Origin of the sequence: Marinobacterium sp. xm-m-312 (genome assembly GCF_013283295.1) — a bacterium.
Lineage (GTDB): Bacteria > Pseudomonadota > Gammaproteobacteria > Pseudomonadales > Balneatricaceae > Marinobacterium_E.
Map to the genome: position 1 here is coordinate 114,112 of NZ_WBYS01000004.1, position 21,676 is coordinate 135,787.

Annotated in this window: 12 protein-coding genes and 1 tRNA gene; 5 read left to right on the forward strand and 8 right to left on the reverse strand. The window is 47.4% G+C overall.

Features of this window, described 5'->3' with window-relative positions:
- The first annotated feature begins 36 nt into the window (after positions 1-36).
- Entirely contained in the window at positions 37-903 is an 867-nt protein-coding gene (locus XMM312_RS06280; RefSeq protein WP_173484506.1) for a ribokinase, read from the forward strand.
- Here XMM312_RS06280 and recD read toward each other — a convergent pair.
- The 7 genes from recD to XMM312_RS06315 form a co-directional block, all read right to left on the reverse strand.
- Positions 900-2,744, reverse strand: a complete 1,845-nt coding sequence (gene recD, locus XMM312_RS06285) for an exodeoxyribonuclease V subunit alpha (protein WP_173480890.1) — start codon at positions 2,742-2,744, stop codon at positions 900-902. The two genes, XMM312_RS06280 and recD, sit on opposite strands and share 4 nt — an antisense overlap.
- Positions 2,731-6,399, reverse strand: a complete 3,669-nt coding sequence (recB, locus tag XMM312_RS06290; RefSeq protein ID WP_173488887.1) for an exodeoxyribonuclease V subunit beta — start codon at positions 6,397-6,399, stop codon at positions 2,731-2,733. The genes recD and recB overlap by 14 nt, the downstream gene beginning before the upstream one ends.
- A complete protein-coding gene (recC, locus tag XMM312_RS06295) occupies positions 6,396-9,794 on the reverse strand; it encodes an exodeoxyribonuclease V subunit gamma (protein ID WP_173488888.1) in 3,399 nt (1,132 codons plus the stop codon). The genes recB and recC overlap by 4 nt, the downstream gene beginning before the upstream one ends.
- 57 nt (positions 9,795-9,851) lie before the next feature.
- The gene (locus tag XMM312_RS06300; protein ID WP_173488889.1) at positions 9,852-10,589 is read right to left on the reverse strand and encodes a spermidine synthase; all 738 of its coding nucleotides are present in this window, start codon (positions 10,587-10,589) and stop codon (positions 9,852-9,854) included.
- Complete coding sequence (locus XMM312_RS06305; protein WP_173488890.1) at positions 10,579-11,715, reverse strand: sensor histidine kinase; 1,137 nt, start codon at positions 11,713-11,715, stop codon at positions 10,579-10,581. Before XMM312_RS06305 ends, XMM312_RS06300 begins: the two co-directional genes overlap by 11 nt.
- Before the next feature lie 36 nt (positions 11,716-11,751).
- Positions 11,752-12,168, reverse strand: coding sequence for a DsrE family protein (locus tag XMM312_RS06310; RefSeq protein WP_173484500.1), 417 nt, complete (start codon positions 12,166-12,168; stop codon positions 11,752-11,754).
- Positions 12,169-12,256: 88 nt separating this feature from the next.
- The gene (locus XMM312_RS06315) at positions 12,257-15,142 is read right to left on the reverse strand and encodes a chemotaxis protein CheB (protein ID WP_371743472.1); all 2,886 of its coding nucleotides are present in this window, start codon (positions 15,140-15,142) and stop codon (positions 12,257-12,259) included.
- 148 nt (positions 15,143-15,290) lie between these two features.
- Here XMM312_RS06315 and XMM312_RS06320 point away from each other — a divergent pair.
- Positions 15,291-15,367, forward strand: a tRNA-Val gene (locus XMM312_RS06320).
- 421 nt (positions 15,368-15,788) lie between these two features.
- Positions 15,789-16,760, forward strand: a complete 972-nt coding sequence (locus XMM312_RS06325; protein WP_173488892.1) for a TauD/TfdA family dioxygenase — start codon at positions 15,789-15,791, stop codon at positions 16,758-16,760.
- A gap of 152 nt (positions 16,761-16,912) precedes the next feature.
- Here XMM312_RS06325 and uvrB read toward each other — a convergent pair whose 3' ends face one another.
- On the reverse strand, positions 16,913-18,943 hold the full coding sequence (gene uvrB / locus XMM312_RS06330; RefSeq protein WP_173488893.1) for an excinuclease ABC subunit UvrB: 2,031 nt from the start codon (positions 18,941-18,943) through the stop codon (positions 16,913-16,915).
- A 134-nt stretch (positions 18,944-19,077) separates the two neighbouring features.
- Here uvrB and XMM312_RS06335 point away from each other — a divergent pair, with 134 nt between their 5' ends.
- Positions 19,078-20,262: a pyridoxal phosphate-dependent aminotransferase gene (locus XMM312_RS06335; RefSeq protein WP_173488894.1), complete on the forward strand. Its 1,185-nt coding sequence runs from the start codon at positions 19,078-19,080 to the stop codon at positions 20,260-20,262.
- A gap of 129 nt (positions 20,263-20,391) precedes the next feature.
- Entirely contained in the window at positions 20,392-21,672 is a 1,281-nt protein-coding gene (locus XMM312_RS06340) for a TolC family outer membrane protein (protein ID WP_173488895.1), read from the forward strand.
- Positions 21,673-21,676 lie beyond the last annotated feature (4 nt).

A 21,676-nucleotide genomic window follows, 5' to 3' on the forward strand; every position in this document is an offset into this window, starting at 1 on the left:
TAGATATCGTTGGCTGAACTCATTAAGGATTCGTGAATGGCCATTTACAACCTAGGCTCAGTCAACATAGATTACTTCTACTCACTGCCCCACCTAGTTAGGCCGGGTGAAACACTCGCAGCCAATAACTTTACACAGGGGTTGGGTGGCAAGGGTGCCAACCAGAGTGTTGCCATTGCTAAAGCGGGTGGTCGCGTTAAGCATATAGGTGCGATGCACCCTGCAGATAAACGATACTTCGACCAATTAGAAGCGTTAAATATCGATACGACCCACCTATTTATGTCGGAAACGCCAACAGGTCATGGCATTGTTATGGTCGATGAAGAGTCGGCTGAGAATCAAATCCTTGTCTACCCAGGTGCTAACTTTGCTATTACCGAACAGATGGTAGATGAGGGCTTAAAGGATGCAACCGCGTCTGATTGGGCGCTCTGTCAAAACGAGACCTCGCAAACTGAACACTTCATGAAATGCGCAAAGGCTAAAGGGATGAAGCTCTGCTATTCAGCAGCCCCCTTCGACGCAGATAAGACCCTAGTGATGCTCCCGTTAATCAATATGTTGGTCGTCAATGAGATTGAGGCCAAGGATTTAGAGCGCGCATTGAACCGCCCGATTAAAGAGTGCGGCGTTGATCATATTCTAGTGACACTGGGTAGTCGTGGTGTTCGATATATAGGCTCAGAGGATGAGTTTATACTGCCCTCACCCACTGTCGACGCCGTTGATACGACCGGGGCCGGTGACACATTTCTGGGGCTTTTCCTCGCGCGCTATGACCAAACCGGGGATCTTAAAGCATCACTTCACTTTGCGGTTACCGGTGCGGCGATACAGGTGACACGCCCAGGGACAGCGGATGCTATTCCCTCTTTAGAAGAGATTGAATTAGCCCTTTAATCGGTTAAGCGATGATAAAGCCCACTGGCTCTATCGGTCTGTGTACTGATTGTCTGCTGTGTCACACTGCTGTTCATCTCGATAAGAGTAAATTGTGAACTGGCACGTGTAATGGCGGTGTAGAGAAGCTCTCTACTCAGTACAGGATTCGCTCGACTAGGTGACAGATACGCAACGTGCTTGAACTCCGAGCCTTGTGATTTGTGCACCGTCATGGCGTAAGCCGTCTCTACCGACTCTAAACGAAGGGGGTCGATCCATCGTACCGCATCTCCGCATTCGTTGATAAACGCCACACTAGGCTTGCCCTCTCGCTCTAAACAGACACCCACATCTCCGTTCGCTAGACCTACCGCGTAATCATTGGCAGTAACCATTACTGGACGGCCGATATACCACTCTTGACTCAGATCGATTAGCCCTTTTCTGGCTAATAGGGTCTCACAAATATGGTTAAGCGATTCAACACCCTCTGGTCCGCGACGCAGAGGGGTCAATAACCTAAAGTGGTCAAACAGCCTAAGCACCTCAAGTGGGTCGCAACATGGCTGAGTGAGTTTTCCTAAGTAGCTCGTATAACCCGGTATCTGTGGATCGCTACTTAAGACTCGATCAGCGATCTGCTGACGCAGGTCAGCTCCCGTTTGATAGTGAATATCGCTGTAGGTCTGTCGCCAAACAGCTTGGTAGTCAGTTAAAGACCCCTGGTTGACGGCCTTGGCTAGCTGACCAATGCCAGACTCACTGTTGAAGCGGTGACTGATTTTAAGTTGGCTAACAAAGCCTTCTGGGTTTGTATCACTCTCAACACGGCAGAGGTCTGCCAAGACAGAGCCTGCCTCAACTGAGGCTAACTGATCCTTATCGCCTAATAGAATAAGCTGTGTGCGATCACTCAATGCATCAAGCAGCGCATCGAATAGCTCAATATCCAACATGGATGCTTCATCTACAATCAACAGATCAACCGCCAAAGTATGCCCCTTATGATAACGATTTCTTCGACCAGCCGAAGAGACACCAATGAGTCGGTGGACCGTATCAACTTGAGCGTGTAACCCCTCTCCAAAACCTTCTGGAAGGCGCTCAAGTGCACTCCCAATTGAGGATGACAAACGTGCCGCCGCTTTGCCAGTTGGCGCTGCAAGTGCAATGTCAAAGGTATCACCATGGTCATCCGCTAGACGTTTAAGTAGCGCCAGCAATTTAACCACTGTCGTCGTTTTACCGGTACCTGGACCACCGGTAATAACTGAAAAACGCTTAATTGCAGACTTTGCACAGGCCTCTCGCTGCCAATCAATGCTGGCGTCATCGTTCGGAAACAGTTGGTTCAGATACTTTTCTAACGAGTCCGTGTTGCTGGAGGGTTTCGATAGACGCTGTTTTAACCGCTCTGCAACGCGAGACTCTACCTGCCACATGCGCCTTAAGTAGAGACGCTCATGATCAAATATTAGGGGGGTATTCTCATCGGGCAGGCCCATCAACGGACTCTGATGAACTGCGTCAAGCCACTCACTCTTTGTTAATTGCTTAAACAGCTCACTGGGTAAAGGTATACCGGCTAATTTTGCAAACTCCGGTGGAAGTGCCAGGTAACGATCAGGATCCTTATAGAGGGAGTGAACATCGACACAACTGTGCCCACGCCCTAGCTGATGACTGACTAAGACTAAGGCTAAACCCGCCCATGCCGATTGATTGTCATACAGTTCCGATAGGTGAAGTGCGAGTTCCATATCAATAGAACGAATCCAACCTGCTTCCAACCAAAGCTCTAAGATCTGATTTAGATTCAAATCAGTGTTTGAGTCAGACCATAAATCAACTTGCTGCACTGTCTGCTCCCTGTTTAAACAACTGATCCAAACGCTCGATCTGTTCATAGCTTGGCTTGATTGCTAAACACCCCTCTCCCTCTGGCACGCCACGAAGATAGAGGTAGAGTGCCCCGCCCACTTTCTCATTAAATCCTTTGACTGGATTCTCTCTATATTCAACATCGCGGGCCAACAGCTGTCGATGCAGGGCGAGCAGGTAGATCATCAACTGCAGATCATAACGATGCTCCACCAACGCCTCTTGCATCTTGGACTCAGTGTAATAGGAGGCATCAGGTCCTAGCCAGTTGGATTTATAATCACATACCCAGTACTGCCCATTCACTTCAAATGTAAGATCAATGAACCCTTTTAACAGGCCATTGATCGTCTGCTGTTCCAATCTCGGCCGCTCTAACTCAGGATAGATTGACTCAATACAGAGCTGATCCAGTTCCGCGACAGAGAGATGATGGGCACTGAAGATAAACTCCATCTCAGCTTGGTAGTGAGATAAGCCTGCAAGTGTCAGCTCAAAGCCAAGAACAATGGGTGTGGTTAGCATCGATTCAAGCCATTGCTCTATCATCAATCCACTCTGATGCCATCGACTTGGCTGTTGCTCAATGCATACGGCACTCTTTATGAGTTCGGAATGGGTCGCGGTTTGAGAAAAACTCTGCTCTGCTGCTCGCTCTAATACTTCATGCAAAAAATTACCTGGAATCGCACCACGCTCAAAGGCGTGAATGGTTCCGGTCTTGGCTTGATCAAAGCGAATTAAATGATCGAACGGCTCCATTTCAGCAATCGATTGATCCAACAAATTCTCTTCGATCTTAGAGTCGACTGCATGAGATTGAGTGCGACTTGCGATGGCAGAGTAACTGGTCATCCACCAAGATTCACGATTAACGGGTAGAGATAAATGTTGGCATTCGGGTGAGAACAGACGATCCGTTTTAACCTCTCTTTGTTCAACTTGATCAGAGACCGATTCCAGAAAAACCCCATCTCGCTGGGTCACATTGAGAATGGCCTGGCTGAGTGCGCCGTAGAGATCCTCTTTGGACGGTTTTTTAGGAAGTGCCTCGTTGATTCCAAGAAGGCTTGCCATTGCGGACTTCTCAAAACCGTCAACAGCACCCAAGCCTATCCAACAGGCATATTTTGCTCGAGTGAGTGCGACGTACATCAGCCGCACCTCCTCTTCAAGCATCTCCCGTTCACTGAATGGCTTCTCTTGCTTCTGAGTATCTTTATTCAGTTCTTGAACTTTTTGCCCATTAAGACGATAGGTTAAGCCCTTATCACTCACCTTTACGGACTGGCTGCTGACACCAAAGGGGATAAATACAATCGGATACTCTAGCCCTTTGGATTTGTGCATGGTGATCACTTGAACTCGTCCCGAGTCCGATTCCATGCGAATGAGCTGCTCCTCACCTGTACCACTCGGATTGACGATCTGCTCGCCTAAGTAACGAATAATACCCAGCTCACCATCCACAACCGATACCTGTTTTTGAAGCAATTCAGCCAGGTGCAATAGATTCGTTAAACTTCTCTCTACCCTACTGCCTCGAGTCGCTCTCAATTTACGAGGTAGATCAAATTCGGTGATCAGAGCTCGAATGACGGCCGCAATATTAGTTCGCTTCCAGATCTGATTGAGCTCAACAAAGATCTGACTGATATCGACCCACTCAGACTCAGATTGATTCAGATGTAAGAGTTGGTCACGTGTTAGGCAGAGAACCGGCGAGGCTAACGCGGCCATGATTAAAGATTTTGACCGTGGATGTGCAATAGCATTTAGAATTCGCCAAAGATCTTCCGCCTCTTGTGACTCAAACACACTCTCTTTATCCGACAGATAGACTGAAGAGATACCTGATTGATCGAGTGCTGTTCTTACCACTTTAGCTTCAGTGAAATTTCTTACCAGCACGGCAATATCGTCAGGCTGGATAGGCTCATCACCCATTGATAGTTCGCCAGAATCTGACCGGTTCAGTAACGAGGCGATTTTGCTTGCGGTATGAGTGGCCAGCGCTTGATGATAACGAGGCTTATTCACGCACTCGCCATCGTCCAAGCAGATCAGATGTAGACCATCGAGCCTCTGATTATTTGAGGTTAGGCTGCTCTTTAAGCCGTTGGCGTTAACCGGATAAAACGGCAGATGATTCACACCACTGGCGTCTCTGAAGAGAAAAGCCCCCTTCTCTTTGAGATCAGCATCGACAAAGAGTCCATTAACCGCAGAAATAACCGATTCACTCGAACGATAGTTGGTGCCAAGGGTATAGAGTTTATCTTGGCTCTCCTCTCTCGCGTCGAGATAGGTATGAATATCAGCCCCCCTAAAACTGTAGATGGCCTGTTTTGGATCTCCAATCATGATCCACGCGCAACCATCGACATTTCGATAAAGCGTACTGAATATACTGAACTGCAATGGGTCGGTATCTTGAAACTCATCAATCAACGCGACTGGATACTGTGCACGCACTCTGGAAGCTAAGTTACTCCCCAGTGGCCCTTTAAGCCCCCTCTCTAGAAGGATTAAAAGATCATCAAAATCGAGGGCACCTGTGCTCTCCTTGAGGGTCGTAAAACGCTCTGATACCCAGTGTAAGGCGTGCAATAAAATGGGTTCGAGTTTTGGACGACGCTGAAGACGGTCTGTATAGGCAGAGAGTAGATCCACTGCTGGGTGATCAGGCAGAGGCTTGCCTTTGTTTAGTTTGCCTTCAAAGGTCAAATATTGAATCAGTGAATCCGGACTGTCAGGCACCTCTCCATCAATGGCCCACTGTCGCATCGCCAGAAGCTGATCACTGAAACCAGGCTCTTTAACTCGCCCACCATTAAAGTGTTTAGCCTCAAACTGGCCTCTCAGTGATGCTTCAATCTCATCAATATTGTCGCGCCAAATAGTCAGCAGTTTAGTGCTACAGCTCTCTAAGTCGTTAAGCCACTCATTGATGGACTGAGCGACAGTGCGAGGATCAACACTCTTATCAAGAGGTTCCCCTTTCCAGTGCAGTTTGGCATCGCTTGACAGTGATCGATAGATCCAACCGTAGAGAGCCTCTGGTGACTTCAAGAGAGTCCCTATCTGTTCAGCCACTCTGGGCTCTAACACGGAACAGTGAATACGCCAGTAATCTCGACACGCCTCTTCGAGTTGGGCCAAGCCATCATCACCCAGTTGTAGATCAAACAGAGTATTTGAGTCGAACGCATGCGCTGTCAGCATGCGTTGTGCCCAACCATGAATGGTGAAGATTGCCGCTTCATCCATCCAGTCAGCGGCGCGTTCCAATTTCAATGCGCAGCCTTCCCACTCCTCAGGGGGATAACTCTGGATTAACGCAGAGGTAAAGTGATCGTCACTCTGCTCTAGTTCCCTAAACACCCGAGCAGTCGTGCTTAAGTTACTGCGAATACGGTCTCGCAACTCGAGTGTCGCGGCATTGGTAAAGGTTACGACCAAAATTTCGGGTGGTAGCAGCTCTCTTTGGAAAGCGCGATCATCGCCATGACCAAGCACCAAGCGAACATAGAGGGCCGCCAAGGTATAGGTTTTACCAGTTCCCGCACTCGCTTCGATCAAGGATGCGCCTGAGAATGGGAACTCTAGTGGGTTCAGTGGCATAGGGATCATCGGCTACCCTCGCGCCAAATATCACTGTAATCAATCAGTGGCGAGTAGAGGCGCGCCGCGAATTCTGCTAATCCAGCCTCTTTAATCTGTTCATAACTCTCCCAGAGTTGAGCCAATTCAGGCTCACGTTGCCGTTCATTAAAGGTGAACTCACCCTCAAACTGAGTGGCCGCCTGTGACTCGCCCTTATTTAACAGAACCAGCGAGGTTCTAGCCGCGATCGGTTTAGGGCTTTCAAGCATCTCTCGACGCGCCTGATCTAAGGCTTCAAGCAACCGGGTCGCTTCATGAGACTCAACCACTTTAAGGTAGGTCACAGCATCAGGACCAATGAAATAAGTGGTCGTAGGCCCTAAGCAGGCATTTAAGAGAAGGTGTTTTGGCCAACTGCCCAACATGCGATCCTGTTTGACCGTTCCTTTCTCAATGGCTGCACCACTTAGCTTAACCACAGTGGCCCACTGCTTTTCTAGCTGATACAGAGCACCAGTTTCACCGGTAATGGTGGCACCGCTCAACGCAAGATGAAGCTTAAGACTGTCCTGCTGCTGCCAGTCGTATCGATCGGTGAGCCAATCAAGATGTCGACAGATCGATCCAAGGTGGCTCTTTATGGCCCTAACTGGTTTTTCCGCGTAACCACCCCAGGGCAAGGTGCCCAGATCTTTTAACCGATCGACAACAGACTCTATCTTGACCTCACGATCCTCTTTGTTGGGGTATCCGAGCAGTTCTAATGCCGCCGATTTGAGCAGATGATCATCAAGCTTAGAGATCACGAAGGGTTCACTCTCCTGTGACTGCTCTTTCGGGAGTGGCAGTGAGGTTCCAATCAGTGAATGGTAGTAGTATCGGGCAGGTGCTTTGTAAAAACGATTGAGCTCGTCAATGGACAGCTGCAGATCTAGCTGAACCGATGCTGCAACAGAGCTCAGGTCTGAATCAGGCTGATGCACTGCTAGCCACTCATGGGCAAAGGTGTTTAAGGCAGAGTTTTGATCAAAATAGTCCTGTGCGAATGGCTGCAGAGGGTGCTTGTCCGTTAACAGGTCTAATATAGGTACTGCCATGTCAGGATTGACCCAATGCGCATCAATAAAATCTCGCAGCTGAGCAACCAAGACCGAGGGTGGTCGTTCACTATTGTCCACCGCACTGCGCCCTACCCAACTGATTGAAAGCGACTCCCTCGCTGATAGCAAGGCTTCAAGAAAGAGGTATCGATCATCGTCCCTGCGAGAACGATCACCCGGTCTAAAGAGTGACGAGCGAGCCATTAAATCAAAGTCGTTTCTAACCTGGGGTCGAGGGTAAGCGCCGTCCTGCATACCCAGTAGATAGATCCGTTTAAAGGGAATCGCACGCATTGGCATGAGAGTCGCAAAAGTGACGCCGCCGGACATAAACCGACGGTTAAGATCTGGGGCATCCAAAGCATCAAGCAGAAGCTGACTGAATAGATGGAGCGGGACAGGTTCTGACACCTCAGCTGAGGCGGCTCGCTCCTGTATCGCCTTAAGTTCAGTCAACAGCGACGACTCAATCATCTGTTCATCAGGTTCGATGCAATCGAATATCTGCGTCATCAGGCGCTCGATTCGTTCCACCCACAGATCAAGTGTATGGTGATTCTCGATAAAACTGGCCCACTCAGAAAACACCCTTAACAGTTGTGCCAGCGATCCTACAGCATTGGCACTGACCCCTTTAACTGACGTAAGAGGTACCACGCCTCGAACCCCGTCAGATTCGCCTAAGGCATAACCGGTCAGCAATCGGCGCAGACCAAACAACCAAGAGTTCTGCTCTATTCCAGTAGTGACACCCAATAGGGATCGATGTTGTGCATTTAATCCCCATCGAACACCCGCATCATTGATCCACTCTTGAAGTGTCGCTAAAGACTCAGTGTCAAATTGGAACTTACGCCGTATTGCGGGCACATCTAACAACTCAAATAGGACCGTAACGCCCATGCGTTGGGTGTTTAGTGTCAATAGACGCTCGAGCGCACCAATCATGGAGTGGGTTGAAGAGCGACTTTGATCACTAATGCTAAAGGGGATGAAGCGTTCATCACTGGTTGAAAGTCGGCCAAACACGCTTTCGATCTGAGCACGATAATCATCGACATTCGGTACCATCACCAATATATCGCGTGGTCGCAAGCTTGGATCATCCCTCAACGCGCAGATCAATTGATCTTGCAGTATATCTACCTCACGTTGTGCGCTGTAAGCTTCAACAAAACGCAAACTCTGATCACCACTGGTTAATACCCTAGGTTCGAACTGAGGTGACTCTAGCTCGAGTATGTCATGCTGTATTTGGTGCAACAAACTGTTAGGTGTAGCTTCATCTTCAAATAGATCGATTCGATTTAAACCAAACTGACTCTGGAAAGAGCGACTCTCGTCATAGAGATCCAACAGACGAACAAAATCGCGCCCCTGTTTACCCCAGGCCGCTAGCAGTGGCTGGGATGGATGCTCAATTGCGAATAGATCCTCTGCAGGTTTTTCTAACTGTCTTCGATTCTTAGCCGTTAACAGGTCGCGACCATCAGTGATATCGGCCCAGTAGTGCTTACAAGGATTAAGAACACAGAAAAGAATCTGGATATGCTGTGATAAGGCATCAATCGCCTCTAGGGCTTGTTTAGACAGCGACGAGACACCAAATATGATCAGTCGTTTAGGCAGTTTTGTCCGATCAACATGACCTTCTGAGCAGCGTTGCAAAAAGCGTTGGTGTACAACAGGACGAGAGAGTGATTGTTCTGATCCCAAATCGTCACAGATGAGTTGCCATAAAAGCGACTGCCAGCAATCATCCGCCGCAAGGGGTAATGAACGATTTTGGGCGTCAGTAACCTGCTCACCACCCTCTGCCCAATGGTTCAGCCAATCGCCACGATAGATCTGATATTGATCGTAAAGATCCGCCAACTGCTGTGCCAACTGCCAACGCCTCTGTTGATCAGAGTCGTCCTTCAGAAACTGAATGAGAGGTTCGAAAGGTGCGGTTTGAGGTAAGCGATTGAGCAATCTGAATAGACGCCAGCTTAAGCGTGGTTTATCAAATGGAGAGACTTTAGGAACGGCCTCTTCACCCAGTACCGCTCGATAGGCTCGCCAGATAAACATAGAGGGTAGAGAGAATTGGATATTAGCGGAAATACCTACACCGCCCTGCTCTTTATCTTCAGCTAGGGCAAACTTAATCCACTGTCCAATACCGTTGCTTTGAACCAGCATCTCCTCTTTATCGAAAAGATCCAGCGGATGATTAGCAAGCCACTCAACCAAGACTGATTTCAGAGTCTCTTGACGGTTTGAGTGAAGCATAACCAAACCCGGTTCTGGTCGGTTTCGACTGGCGTATGACTGATCCATTCACTCTCCCTGATTAAGATCTCCCATTGTCTCAATCAGGATAGAAAAAACAAGCATTTAGACGATTTGTCTGACTCGTTTAGCGATGGTGTTTACAGCAAAGCCAGCACGTGAACTCAGCTCTTTAATCCGACTCTTCATCTGAGAGCTGCTAACATCAACGGGCCCGTTCGTCGCAAAAAGAACCCAGTTACCATCGCCCGTGGTACAAGTATAAAGAGTATCGAATCGTTCACGCAGCCTGTCTAAGATCTCCACTTCACGATGATCACTCCAGCAGTTAAGCACCAACCAACCCTTTTGACTCAATCGTGCCACTGCCGCATCGATAAACACCGCTTCAACTTGAATCTCATTTAATCCATCAGAGGTGTATAAATCCGCAGTGATCAGATCAAACTTACGTTTCACTGGTCTTTGCAGATATTCATAGGCATCAGACACCTCAATGTTGATTCGTTTAGACCGAGGCAGATAGAAGTACCTATGAGCAACCTCAACCACCTCAGGACTGATCTCAACAATCTCCTGTTTCACGTTTGGCAAAATGGAGTGCAGCGCCCCATTCAGAGACCCAGCTCCCAAACCTAGCGAGAGAGCACGGTTAGGTGAAAGATATAGAAGAGGATAGATCATCGCCCTTATAAAGGTATATTGAGGCACTTCTGGAGACTGTTTAAGGATACAGCTCTGCTCATCGGTTTCACCAAAGCTCAAATAGCGACAGTTTCCATCATCCAAGACAATAACAGTGCCAAACTCATCATGGCCGCGATAGATCTCTTTAGGCAGCATGACAACGATAGATCACGGTAGTACCTATGCCCAACTGACTGTCTAGCGTTAATTCAGCATTGTGTTGTCGTGCAATACCCTGGGCTAAACTCAATCCCAACCCTAATCCAGATCCAATAGATCGCGTGGTATAGAAGGGATCAAAGGCTCTCGCCCTCTGCTCATTACTCATGCCAACACCGCAGTCTTTAACCGATATCTCTATCTCATCACCCACTAAGCGACCTTGTATCCTAATCCTACTCACCTCTTGAGACGCCAACTCTGCATTCTCTATAACAGCGGCAAACATCTTCTCTAGCTGTTTAGGATCGGCCACAACAAACAAGGCTTCAGGAAGCGACAATGTAGCTCCTTTTGGTAGAAGCTGAGTCAGCAAACTATTCAGATCAATAGACTGTCGCTGCAAACCCTGTTCGGAGTTGAATCTGAGTAACCCCTCGACTATCGATTGTATTCTGGTTACCCCCTGCAGTGACTCACGGGAAACCTCTTCGAGTTCATCAATCAATTCAGAGAAGTGGTGCCTGTCAAACCAATCTCTTAACTGAGGCAAGGTGGTCTCAGAGGAGTTAAGCAGCTCATTCAGTGTTGATAGTAGTGATGTTTGACTCGAAACATAATCCAAATTAGATCGCACGAACGCTAAGGGATTATTGATCTCATGTGCCGCCCCACTGGCTAGCTGTGCAACAGAGGCAAGCTTTTCAGCGGCAATGCGTTGCTCATTAATGGTTAGCAACTGCTGTCTAAGCAGAATATTTCGCTGCCCAACGGACAAGCGAGCAGATAACTCATCACGATTAATCGGTTTGGTTACGTAGTCATCGGCCCCTGAAGAGAGACCATCAACAAGACTGGTTGTCTCGTCTCGACTGGTTACAAGAATGATGTGAATCGCTAGATGGGGATAAGCTAAGCGTATCTTTTCACAGAGGTCTGGGCCTGACAGACCTGGCATCTCCCAATCGAGTAGTAGTAGAGAGGGAGTGAGCCCATTAGATTGAATGTGCTCCCACAACTGGTCACCGGTTTCAAAAACACTAGGGTTATGGCCAATTTGTCTGGCTAGAAATTCAAGCTGCGCCCTAAAAGTTGGGCTGTCATCAGCGATCAGAAGCTGCATATAAAATCTCAATAGAGGGGCCGAAGCCCCTTAGCGTTAAGGGCGTAAGTAAGCATAACCCTCTTTCTGAAGCTCCATCAAACGCACGACGCCAGAGGGTACTTTTTTGGCTTCACTCAGCAACACCAAATCCTTGCCAGCTTTCTTGCTCATTTTTGTATAAGTGTTATTACACGCCGAAAACTTGAAACTCTCATCCATACCTAGAGTTTCCAGACGCTCTTTTACCGGCGAATTTTCAAGATACATGTTTAAACCAGGGCCATACGCAACCAGTTCAACAATCACATCATCACCTTTCGCTGAATAGTACGCTTTAACATTTTGCGCATTGTTTAGTGCTAAGTTCATTACTTTAGGGTCGTTTTCATCAACATGAATCGCAAGACGTTGAGTGTCAGCGAACGCTGAAGTTGAAACTAAAGCTGCAGCGAGTAGAAGTGTTTTTTTCATGGTAAAACCCTGTTTTTTTTAGTTATAAAAAAGCCCCGGCACTGCCGAGGCTTTCATTTTTAGAATCATAGGCTTAATTAGTCAAGCACTAGTCAACAACCCTAATGATTGAAGTGATGATATCCTCCTCATGGGCATCAACCTCTTCACGTTTAGCAACGTCATGAACTTTGACGATTGAGCCATCGCGACGTTTGATCTTGTAGGTTATATCCCAGCCTTGCGTCTCACGGTCCTTGTAATGATTAGCGACACGCTCTCTATCACCATGATCAACGATATCTAGGAAGGTTTCAGAATCTCTAAGGAGAACATCAGAGTTACGCATAGTGATCTGCTCTAAGCGCTGAGATACATGCAGGATCTTTGAAAACCCTGGTGCTAGGATCATAACGCCTTCCGCAATGAGTTTACCGACCTCATTCAACATGGCCTCTACAAAAGAGGCATGATCAATCGATTTACTCAGTTTGGTGGTTTCGGTAAAGGTCAGTACAGCACCCGAAATAATTCCTTGATCACGGCGATATGGGCTGATGTTCATAAGGTATTTTTCACCCTTACTTTCCAATTCCCGACGCACAGCAGAGCCTGTCTGGATGACATTATCGAGTAGCTTTTCAAAATCTGGAACATCAATGTGACGAGGTAGCTTAGTCAATTTATGGCCAACATCGTCCGGCAAAATACCGAATAGTCGAACCGCTTGCGGAGTGAATCGAGCGACGCGATGATCAGTATCCACCACGATCAAACCCATATCCAATGAGCGCTGAATATTCACTAAGGTTTCATTACTGTCAGTCAAAAGAATCGATTTAGCCTGTAACTCGTCGTTAACGGTAGTTAACTCTTCATTGGTGGCTTGCAACTCCTCGTTAGTCGTTTCCAACTCCTCATTAGAAGCCTGCAGCTCCTCGGTCGAAGCTTGCAACTCTTCATTCAGAGCCTGAAGCTCTTCATTTGAGGTCTCAAGCTCTTCAACAACGGCCTGAAGGTGATCGCGAGTACGTTGCAACTCCTCTTCTAGCTCTTCAACCACTCCCACATCCGCAGAGGCCTTAGGTGAATTGTCAGTGCTGACGACTGGATTCTCTACGATACGATTGAAACTCATGATGTAGGCCTGAGTATCACTAATATTATCAACCACGCGTTGAACCGAAATATTAACGGTAGAGGTGACATTATCAGGAAACTTAAATCGCACGATGTGATCAATTTTATCCTGGTCGCCACGTGAGGCTCTATTGATCAAAGCGCGAACTTCGGTCTGTATTTGAGGATGTGACAGACTGACGATGTCAAAGTTTGCTTTACCTGGATTGATTTTCAGGTAGGGAGAGATATCCCCAAAGTACTTAATCGGTTGAAATTGATCACTTAACTGGATACTAGGTGGAGCAAAACTCTCGATTAGTGCAGAAAAGACCTTCCCCTCTATCCGGTGCGCTGGTGTTGGATTATTGGTGTTTTTTAAGTGCTGAGCCGTATTAGTGATGCCACTAGCTAACGCACTAGAGAATCGACCATATGATACAGCTCCCGATTTACGCTTGTAGAGTTTGTTCGTTTTATCAACATAATCAAACAGCTTATCACCCATAGAGCCGATGGATTCAGACTTACCCAAGAATAGGTAGCCACCTGGGGTAAGGGCGTAGTGGAAATTATTGACCAACTGATCTTGCAAATGGTTATTCAAATAAATCATTAAGTTACGGCAACTTACAAGATTCATTCTAAGGAACGACGGGTCTTTTACCAGATCGTGCTTAGCAAACATACACATGTCTCTAACCCACTTTTTAATCCGATACTTATTAGACTCTAAATCAAAATAGGTACTTAAAATCGCAGGAGAGAGGTTTTCTACCGCAGCATCGATATAGACACCCTGTCTAGCGATATCTAGATTGAGTTCATTGATGTCCGTTGCAAAGATTTTAACGTCGAAGCCCCTAAGGGTAGCTCCTAGACGCTCCGCCAACATAATGGCAATGGTGTAGGCCTCTTCACCGGTAGCACAGGCAGGAACCCAAATACGAATAGAGCGACTCTGCTCTGCTTGTTTAATAATGTTATCAAGCACTTTACCAAGCGCATCAAACGCCTCTTCATCACGAAAGAAGCTGGTCACTGAGATTAGGAAACTACGCTGCACCAATTCCAACTCGTCCGGATCTTTGTCTACATGCGCAAAGTAGTCATTGATGGAGTTAAGCCTTAACGCTGACATGCGGCGCTGAAGTTGACGCTCTAGCGTTGCCCGTTTGTATTGACGAAAATCTAGACCTGTATCGGTCAAAATACGCTCAATAAGAGAGTCTACTGAAACAACCGTCTCTTCATCTTTACCAACAGACTTCAACACCTCGGGGCGGTGATGACTGTCAGATAGGTAGTTTGCAATCTCTTCTGGAGATAGGATGAGATCAGCCAAACGCGCACGGATCGCCGAATTTGGCATGCCATCGTATTTAGCTGTATCCGGTTGTTGAGCAATTATAATACCACCGGCATCACGAACTTCACGGCACCCCTGGGTACCATCAGATCCAGTACCCGAAAGAACTACAGCAATGGATCGACTTCCGTAGTTAATCGCTAGTGATTTAAACAGCTTATCGACAGAGGGTTTAGCACCAACATTGTCAGAGGGTAAAGATATATGGAGTCGACCTTCCACAACTGAGATATCGGTATTGGGTGTATTTACGTAAACGGTATTGGGTTTAACCTCGACCCCATCTTCAGCCCCAATCACCTCGTAATCACAGTTTTTTGAGAGCAACTCAACCAACAGACTGCGGTGTTGAGGTGCCATATGCTGAGCTATAACAAAGGCTAAATGGCCATTAGGTTGAGAGCTTCTCAGTAGAGCTGTAATCGCCTCAAGGCCACCAGCAGATGCCCCCAGAGCGACAACAATTAAACCTTCAGACATCTCGGCAGGTAGCCGAGCATCATTCACATTATCCAAAACAGACCCCTAACATCAGTGTTTATAGACTTAGGATAGTTGAATCACGTAAAAAAGGAACAGTTATAAAAAAATAATCTGCATCCAGCTCTTTTCTACTTGCAGAATAAATTTCACACCATAAAATACGCTCCCAAATACGACCGTAGCTCAGTTGGTTAGAGCACTACCTTGACATGGTAGGGGTCGGCAGTTCGAATCTGCCCGGTCGTACCAGATATTAAGCCTCGCTTCAGCGGGGCTTTTTTGTGCAGTTTTGTTGGAGTCTTATCGAAGATGAGACGATACCCGATCGCGGCCTTTTCAAGACCGCTCCAACTTTAATTTTGCACAGCTTGCTGCCCGAAGGGTGAGCACCATGGAAGGTGCGAATGAATCCCTCGGTCGTACCAGATATTAAGCCTCGCTTTAGCGGGGCTTTTTTGTGCAGTTTTGTTGGAGTCTTATCGAAGATGAGACGATGCCCTATCGCGGCCCTTTCAGAACCGCTCCAACTTATACCCCATACAAAAGTTGAATATTGTTATACACTTAAACAATCATAATTGTGACAGCAGTTATTTCTAATAAATGGCCTCATCTATTGGCCCTAGCTTTATCAAAATAATTAATACTATTTCGTACAGAGGAACTTAGAGTGTCAGTCATTCTTAAAGAGAAATTCGAAGGCCCATCAGCTTGGAAAGGCAAAGATATAAAAGATGATGGATCATGGATCTACCACTGGTCCGATGAATCAATCGCCATTCTTGAAAAAGGGCTTGCCGCAGTCAAAGCGAAAGGCCTAACTACACCTAACTTCACTAAAGAAGATTTCCCGATCACTGAGCTTGCGGAAGAGATCAACTACTTCAATACCGAGCTTGAAGATGGCAAAGGCTTCATACTTATCCGCGGCCTACCTATTGAGCGTTACACTGACGAAGAGGCCGCGATTATCTACTACGGTCTCGGCCTTCACATGGGTATTCCAGTATCACAAAACATCAAAGGCGATATGATTGGCCACGTGAGAGATGTCGGTGCAAAAGATCCTAAATCGGTCCGTGTTTATGAGACCAAAGAGTATCTGCCCTACCACGCGGATCTCTCTGATGTTGTAGGGCTACTGAGCCTTCGTAAAGCTAAAATCGGCGGTATGAGCAGCTTGTCTAGTGCCATTACTCTTTTCAATGAGATTCTAGAGAACCATATCGAGTACCTCGGCCTGTTGCACCGCCATTTCCTTATGGAGCACATCAATAATGGCGATGCCGGCCCTGTACCGATTTTCAGTTACTACAAAGGTAAACTGAGCGCGATGCATCTGCGCCAGTACATTGAAATTGCTCAAGAAAAAGCTGGACTACCACTGTCACCAGTAGAGGTAGAAGCCTTTGATCTGGTTGATTCGATTTTGAATGATCCCGATATCCGTCTGGACATGATGATGGAACCGGGTGATATTCAGTTTGCTAATAACTACACCATTTTCCACTCTCGTACCGGCTTTGAAGATTATGAAGAGGAAGATAAGAAGCGTCACCTTTTACGCCTTTGGCTGAAGATGCCGAACGCTCGAGAGTGTGCACCTGACTTCCCTGGTAAAGAGGGTATCGCTAAGCGATAGTCGGTCTCTGTGTTACAAAAACCTCGCTTTTGCGGGGTTTTTTATTGGTTGTTGGAGTCTTATCGAAGATGAGACGATCTCTTATCGCGGCCTTTGCAAGACCGCTCCAACAGATAATACCGCTCCAACAGACCGCCCCAAAAATATAAGGGCTAGTCTTGTCCGGTATCGATGGCCGAGTGCTTCAACTGCTCTAGCTGATCGCGCAACTGAGCCGCCTTCTCAAACTCCAAGTTTTTAGCGGCTTCATACATTTTATCTTCCAATGTCGACAACGCTTTAGAGAGCTCTTTAGGCGACATCGCTTTGGCAGAGAGTTGGTACTCTGGCGTTGGTTCAGCCGCTTTACGAGCTGACTGTTTACCCACCTTCTTACCAGGAATGGTTGCCCCTTCCATGATATCAGCAACGGACTTCTGAATGCCTTTTGGCGTAATGCCGTGCTCTTCGTTAAATGCGATCTGCTTTTCACGACGGCGCGCGGTTTCATCCATCGCGCGCTGCATAGACCCGGTAATTCGGTCAGCATAGAGAATCGCCCGACCATTTACATTACGCGCGGCACGCCCGATGGTCTGAATCATAGAGGTATCCGATCGTAAGAAGCCCTCTTTATCGGCATCAAGAATCGTCACAAGAGACACTTCCGGCATGTCGATACCCTCACGAAGCAGGTTGATACCGACCAAGACATCAAATTCCCCTATTCGCAGATCTCGTATGATCTCAACACGCTCCACGGTATCGATATCAGAGTGTAGGTAGCGCACTTTGACATCGTGCTCCGCTAGATACTCAGTTAAATCTTCAGCCATCCGTTTGGTCAGAACCGTCACAATAACTCGCTCACCTTTAGCGACAGTTTTACGCACCTCCCCAAGCAGGTCATCGACCTGCGTTTGAGCCGGCCTCACTTCAACCACTGGATCGACCAACCCCGTCGGTCTAACCACCTGCTCAACAATCGCTTGAGCATTGGCCGCTTCATATTTGCTGGGCGTAGCCGAGACAAAAATCATTTGGGGCGCTAGATGCTCCCACTCTTCAAACTTCAGTGGGCGGTTATCGAGCGCTGAAGGTAAGCGGAAACCGTACTCAACCAGCGTCTCTTTTCGTGAACGGTCACCACGATACATAGCACCCAGCTGAGGAACGGTAACATGGGACTCATCGATCACCAAAAGCGCATTATCTGGAAGGTACTCGAACAGGGTCGGTGGCGGTGCACCGGCAGGTTTCCCTGATAGGTAACGCGAGTAGTTCTCAATACCAGAGCAATAACCTAGCTCAAGTATCATCTCAATATCATATAGCGTACGTTGCTCTAATCGTTGTGCCTCAACCAACTTGTTGTTGTCGCGCAGCTGCTTGAGCCTCTCTCGCAACTCCTCTTTGATATGTTCGACCGCCTCAAGCAGTGTCTCGCGCGGTGTGACATAGTGGGTTTTAGGGTAGACCGTTGCACGCGGCACGCGACGCAATACTTCACCGGTTAAAGGATCAAACCAAGCCAGCTCCTCAATCTCATCGTCAAACAGCTCAATGCGAAGCGCATCACGATCGGATTCTGCTGGGTAGATATCGATCACATCCCCTCGGACTCGATAGGTACCACGGTGCAAATTAATATCGTTTCGCGTGTATTGGAGCTCCGCCAGTCGACGCAGTAACCCGCGCTGATCAATTCGATCGCCTCGGTCCAAATGGAGCATCATCGCCAAATAGGATTTAGGGTCACCCAATCCGTAAATGGCTGAGACGGTGGCCACGATGATGGCATCGTCTCGCTCTAATAGAGCCTTAGTTGCAGAGAGTCGCATCTGCTCAATGTGATCGTTAACCGACGCATCTTTCTCGATGAAGGTGTCCGACGATGGAACATAGGCCTCTGGTTGGTAATAGTCGTAGTAAGAGACAAAATACTCTACTGAGTTGTTTGGAAAAAACTCCTTAAACTCACCGTACAGCTGGGCCGCTAGGGTTTTATTGTGCGCCAATATGATCGTAGGTCGTTGAACTTCAGCAATGACGTTGGCAACGGTAAAGGTCTTACCCGAACCAGTCACACCCAATAGAGTTTGCGACGCAAGACCGGACTCCAAACCATCCACTAGGCCAGCAATCGCCGTTGGCTGATCCCCTGCAGGTTCAAATTTGGATGAGACTTTAAACGGAGTTTTCATTCATCAGACCTAAAATATTAAAAAACGCGGAGTTATAAGGGTTTCGGGGGATTATAACGGAACTCAAACTCCTATATAATGTGCAACGCTTTATAAAAGCCACACGAACATTTCGTTTTTTGAGGATATTTCGATTGGACGTTCGACTCTCTAACCGCGTCAACAACATTAAGCCGTCACCTACCCTGGCTGTCACTAACCGTGCTGCTGAGCTTCGTGCTGCTGGTCAAAACATTATTGGCCTAGGTGCAGGTGAACCTGACTTTGATACTCCTGAACACATCAAAGCCGCTGCTATTGCAGCCATTAACAAGGGTATGACCAAATACACCGCTGTCGATGGTACACCAGCGCTTAAAAAAGCGATTATTGAGAAGTTCTCAAAAGACAACGGTCTCTCTTACGAGCCAAACCAGATTCTGGTCTCATCAGGCGGTAAACAGAGCTTTTTCAACCTATCACTGGCACTGATCAATGAAGGTGACGAAGTGGTTATCCCAGCACCCTACTGGGTCTCTTACCCTGATATGGTTCTGGTCTCTGACGGTGTGCCGGTCATTGTCCCAACGACTCAGAAGCAGCGTTTTAAAATGACTACTGAGCAGTTAAAAGCGGTTCTTACGGACAAGACTCGTCTTGTTGTTATTAATAGCCCTTCGAACCCAACGGGTGTTGCTTACTCGCTTGATGAGCTGAAAGCGCTGGCTGACGTTTTGAAAGAGTACCCCGAGGTTCTGATTGCGACGGATGATATGTATGAGCACATTCGCTTCAATGACCAACCCTTTGTGAACATTCTTAATGCAGCACCAGAGCTTTACGATCGCACCATCGTATTAAACGGTGTCTCCAAGGCTTACTCTATGACGGGCTGGCGTATCGGTTATGCCGCAGGTCCCGCTAAACTCATCGGTGCGATGAAAAAGGTTCAGTCTCAATCGACTTCAAACCCTTGTTCAATTGCACAGGAAGCGGCCCGTGCTGCACTGGAAGGCGATCAGGGTTGTGTTGCTGAGATGGTTGTTGCTTTCAAAGAGCGCCATGAATTTGTCGTTTCAGAACTGAACAAAATCGAGGGTGTTGAGTGCATCCCTGCCGATGGTACTTTCTACGCTTTCCCAAGCTTCCAAGGTGTTATCGATGCACGTTCAGATATCAACGATGATATTGAACTGGCTGAATACCTCCTTCAGGAAGCTGGTGTCGCACTGGTACCTGGTTCTGCATTCGGCGCGCCTGGCAATATGCGCCTCTCCTTTGCAACTAGCAAAGAGATACTGGCCGATGCGATAGAGCGAATCGCGAAAGCACTCGCCTAAACAGGTCTAACTGAACTACACTAAACCGGATCTCGTATCCGGTTTTTTTATGTACAGACCTTTGTTATTAATTTAGAAGTTGCTAATATAGCCTTCAATGACCATTTAACGAATTAAACAGGATCTTTTATGAACGCTCGCTTTGCAAAGCAGTCACTTGCGATTTCGATTGCCACCCTGATTTCAGCGTCAACACAGGCTAGTGTTTTGACCGATCTTTACAACAGCGCCCTTAAAAATGACGCCTCTTACCAAGAGAGTCGAGCATTGGCTCTAGCGACAAATACCGATTACGATATAGCCTTGGCTGAGTTATATCCATCAGCCGCTATAGTTGGCACTTCTACTAAATCAGAACCATCTGGTACGACAACAAACGGTCTAGCTCTATCCATATCACAAGACCTCTTTAATATGAGTGCTTGGTATGGTTACAAAGCAGCAAAACAAATACCCGAGATCACGCAACTCTCTATAGAGGCTGCTGATCAGGGCTTGATGTTCCGCCTTGTCTCTACCTACCTTGGTGCTCTTAAAGCCAAAAACGGTTTAGAGGTTGCTGAAGCGCAGGAGCGAGCATTGAAACGCCGTCTAGATCAGGTGAACGCACAGTTCGAAGTGGGCTTGATTGCGATTACTGATGTGCTAGAAGCTCGCGCCTCTTACGATGATGCGCGCGCATCACTGTTTACAGCACAAAGTGGTGTTGAGAGCGCTCTCGATTCGCTAGAAAAAATGACGGGCGTTAGCAGTGTCGATCTTAAGAAGATTAAAGCGAGTTACCCTATCGAGGGCATTACTGAAGGGTCAGAATCAGAGTGGGTAGAGAAAGCGTTGGCGGGTAATATTGCACTTCGTCTGAAGAAGTTGTCTGAAGTTTCAGCCGGTTACAAAGCAGAAGCCTACGCATCTGCGCACTACCCTACAGTAGAACTTTCTCATAGCGCATTTAATGGTGAAAATGATTATGAACAGAGAAACGGTGATTCCTCTACTAGGCTAACCCTTACAATTCCAATCTTCTCTGGTTTCGCGACCACTGCGAACCAAGACAAGTACGCCTACAAACACACCGAAGCACTTTTCGCTTACGAAGGTGAAGTTAAAACGGTTAAAGCCGATACCCGCAAACTACTGCGTGACATCGAGGCGAGCGTTAAGACCATTGAGGCTCGCAAAGTCGCACTGGAATCTCGTGAAAAAGCACTGGAAGCGACCTCACAAGGGTTTGAAGTCGGCACCCGTAACATCGTGGATGTGCTCAACGCTGAAACCGCACTCTACGCAGCTAAAACAGACTACGCAGAAGCGCGTATCGATCACATCGCACTTGTCACAGAAATGAAATCTACTCTAGGTACACTTAGCCCTGCAGACATTGAGTCTCTTGATAGCTGGCTAGAAGGTTAAGTGT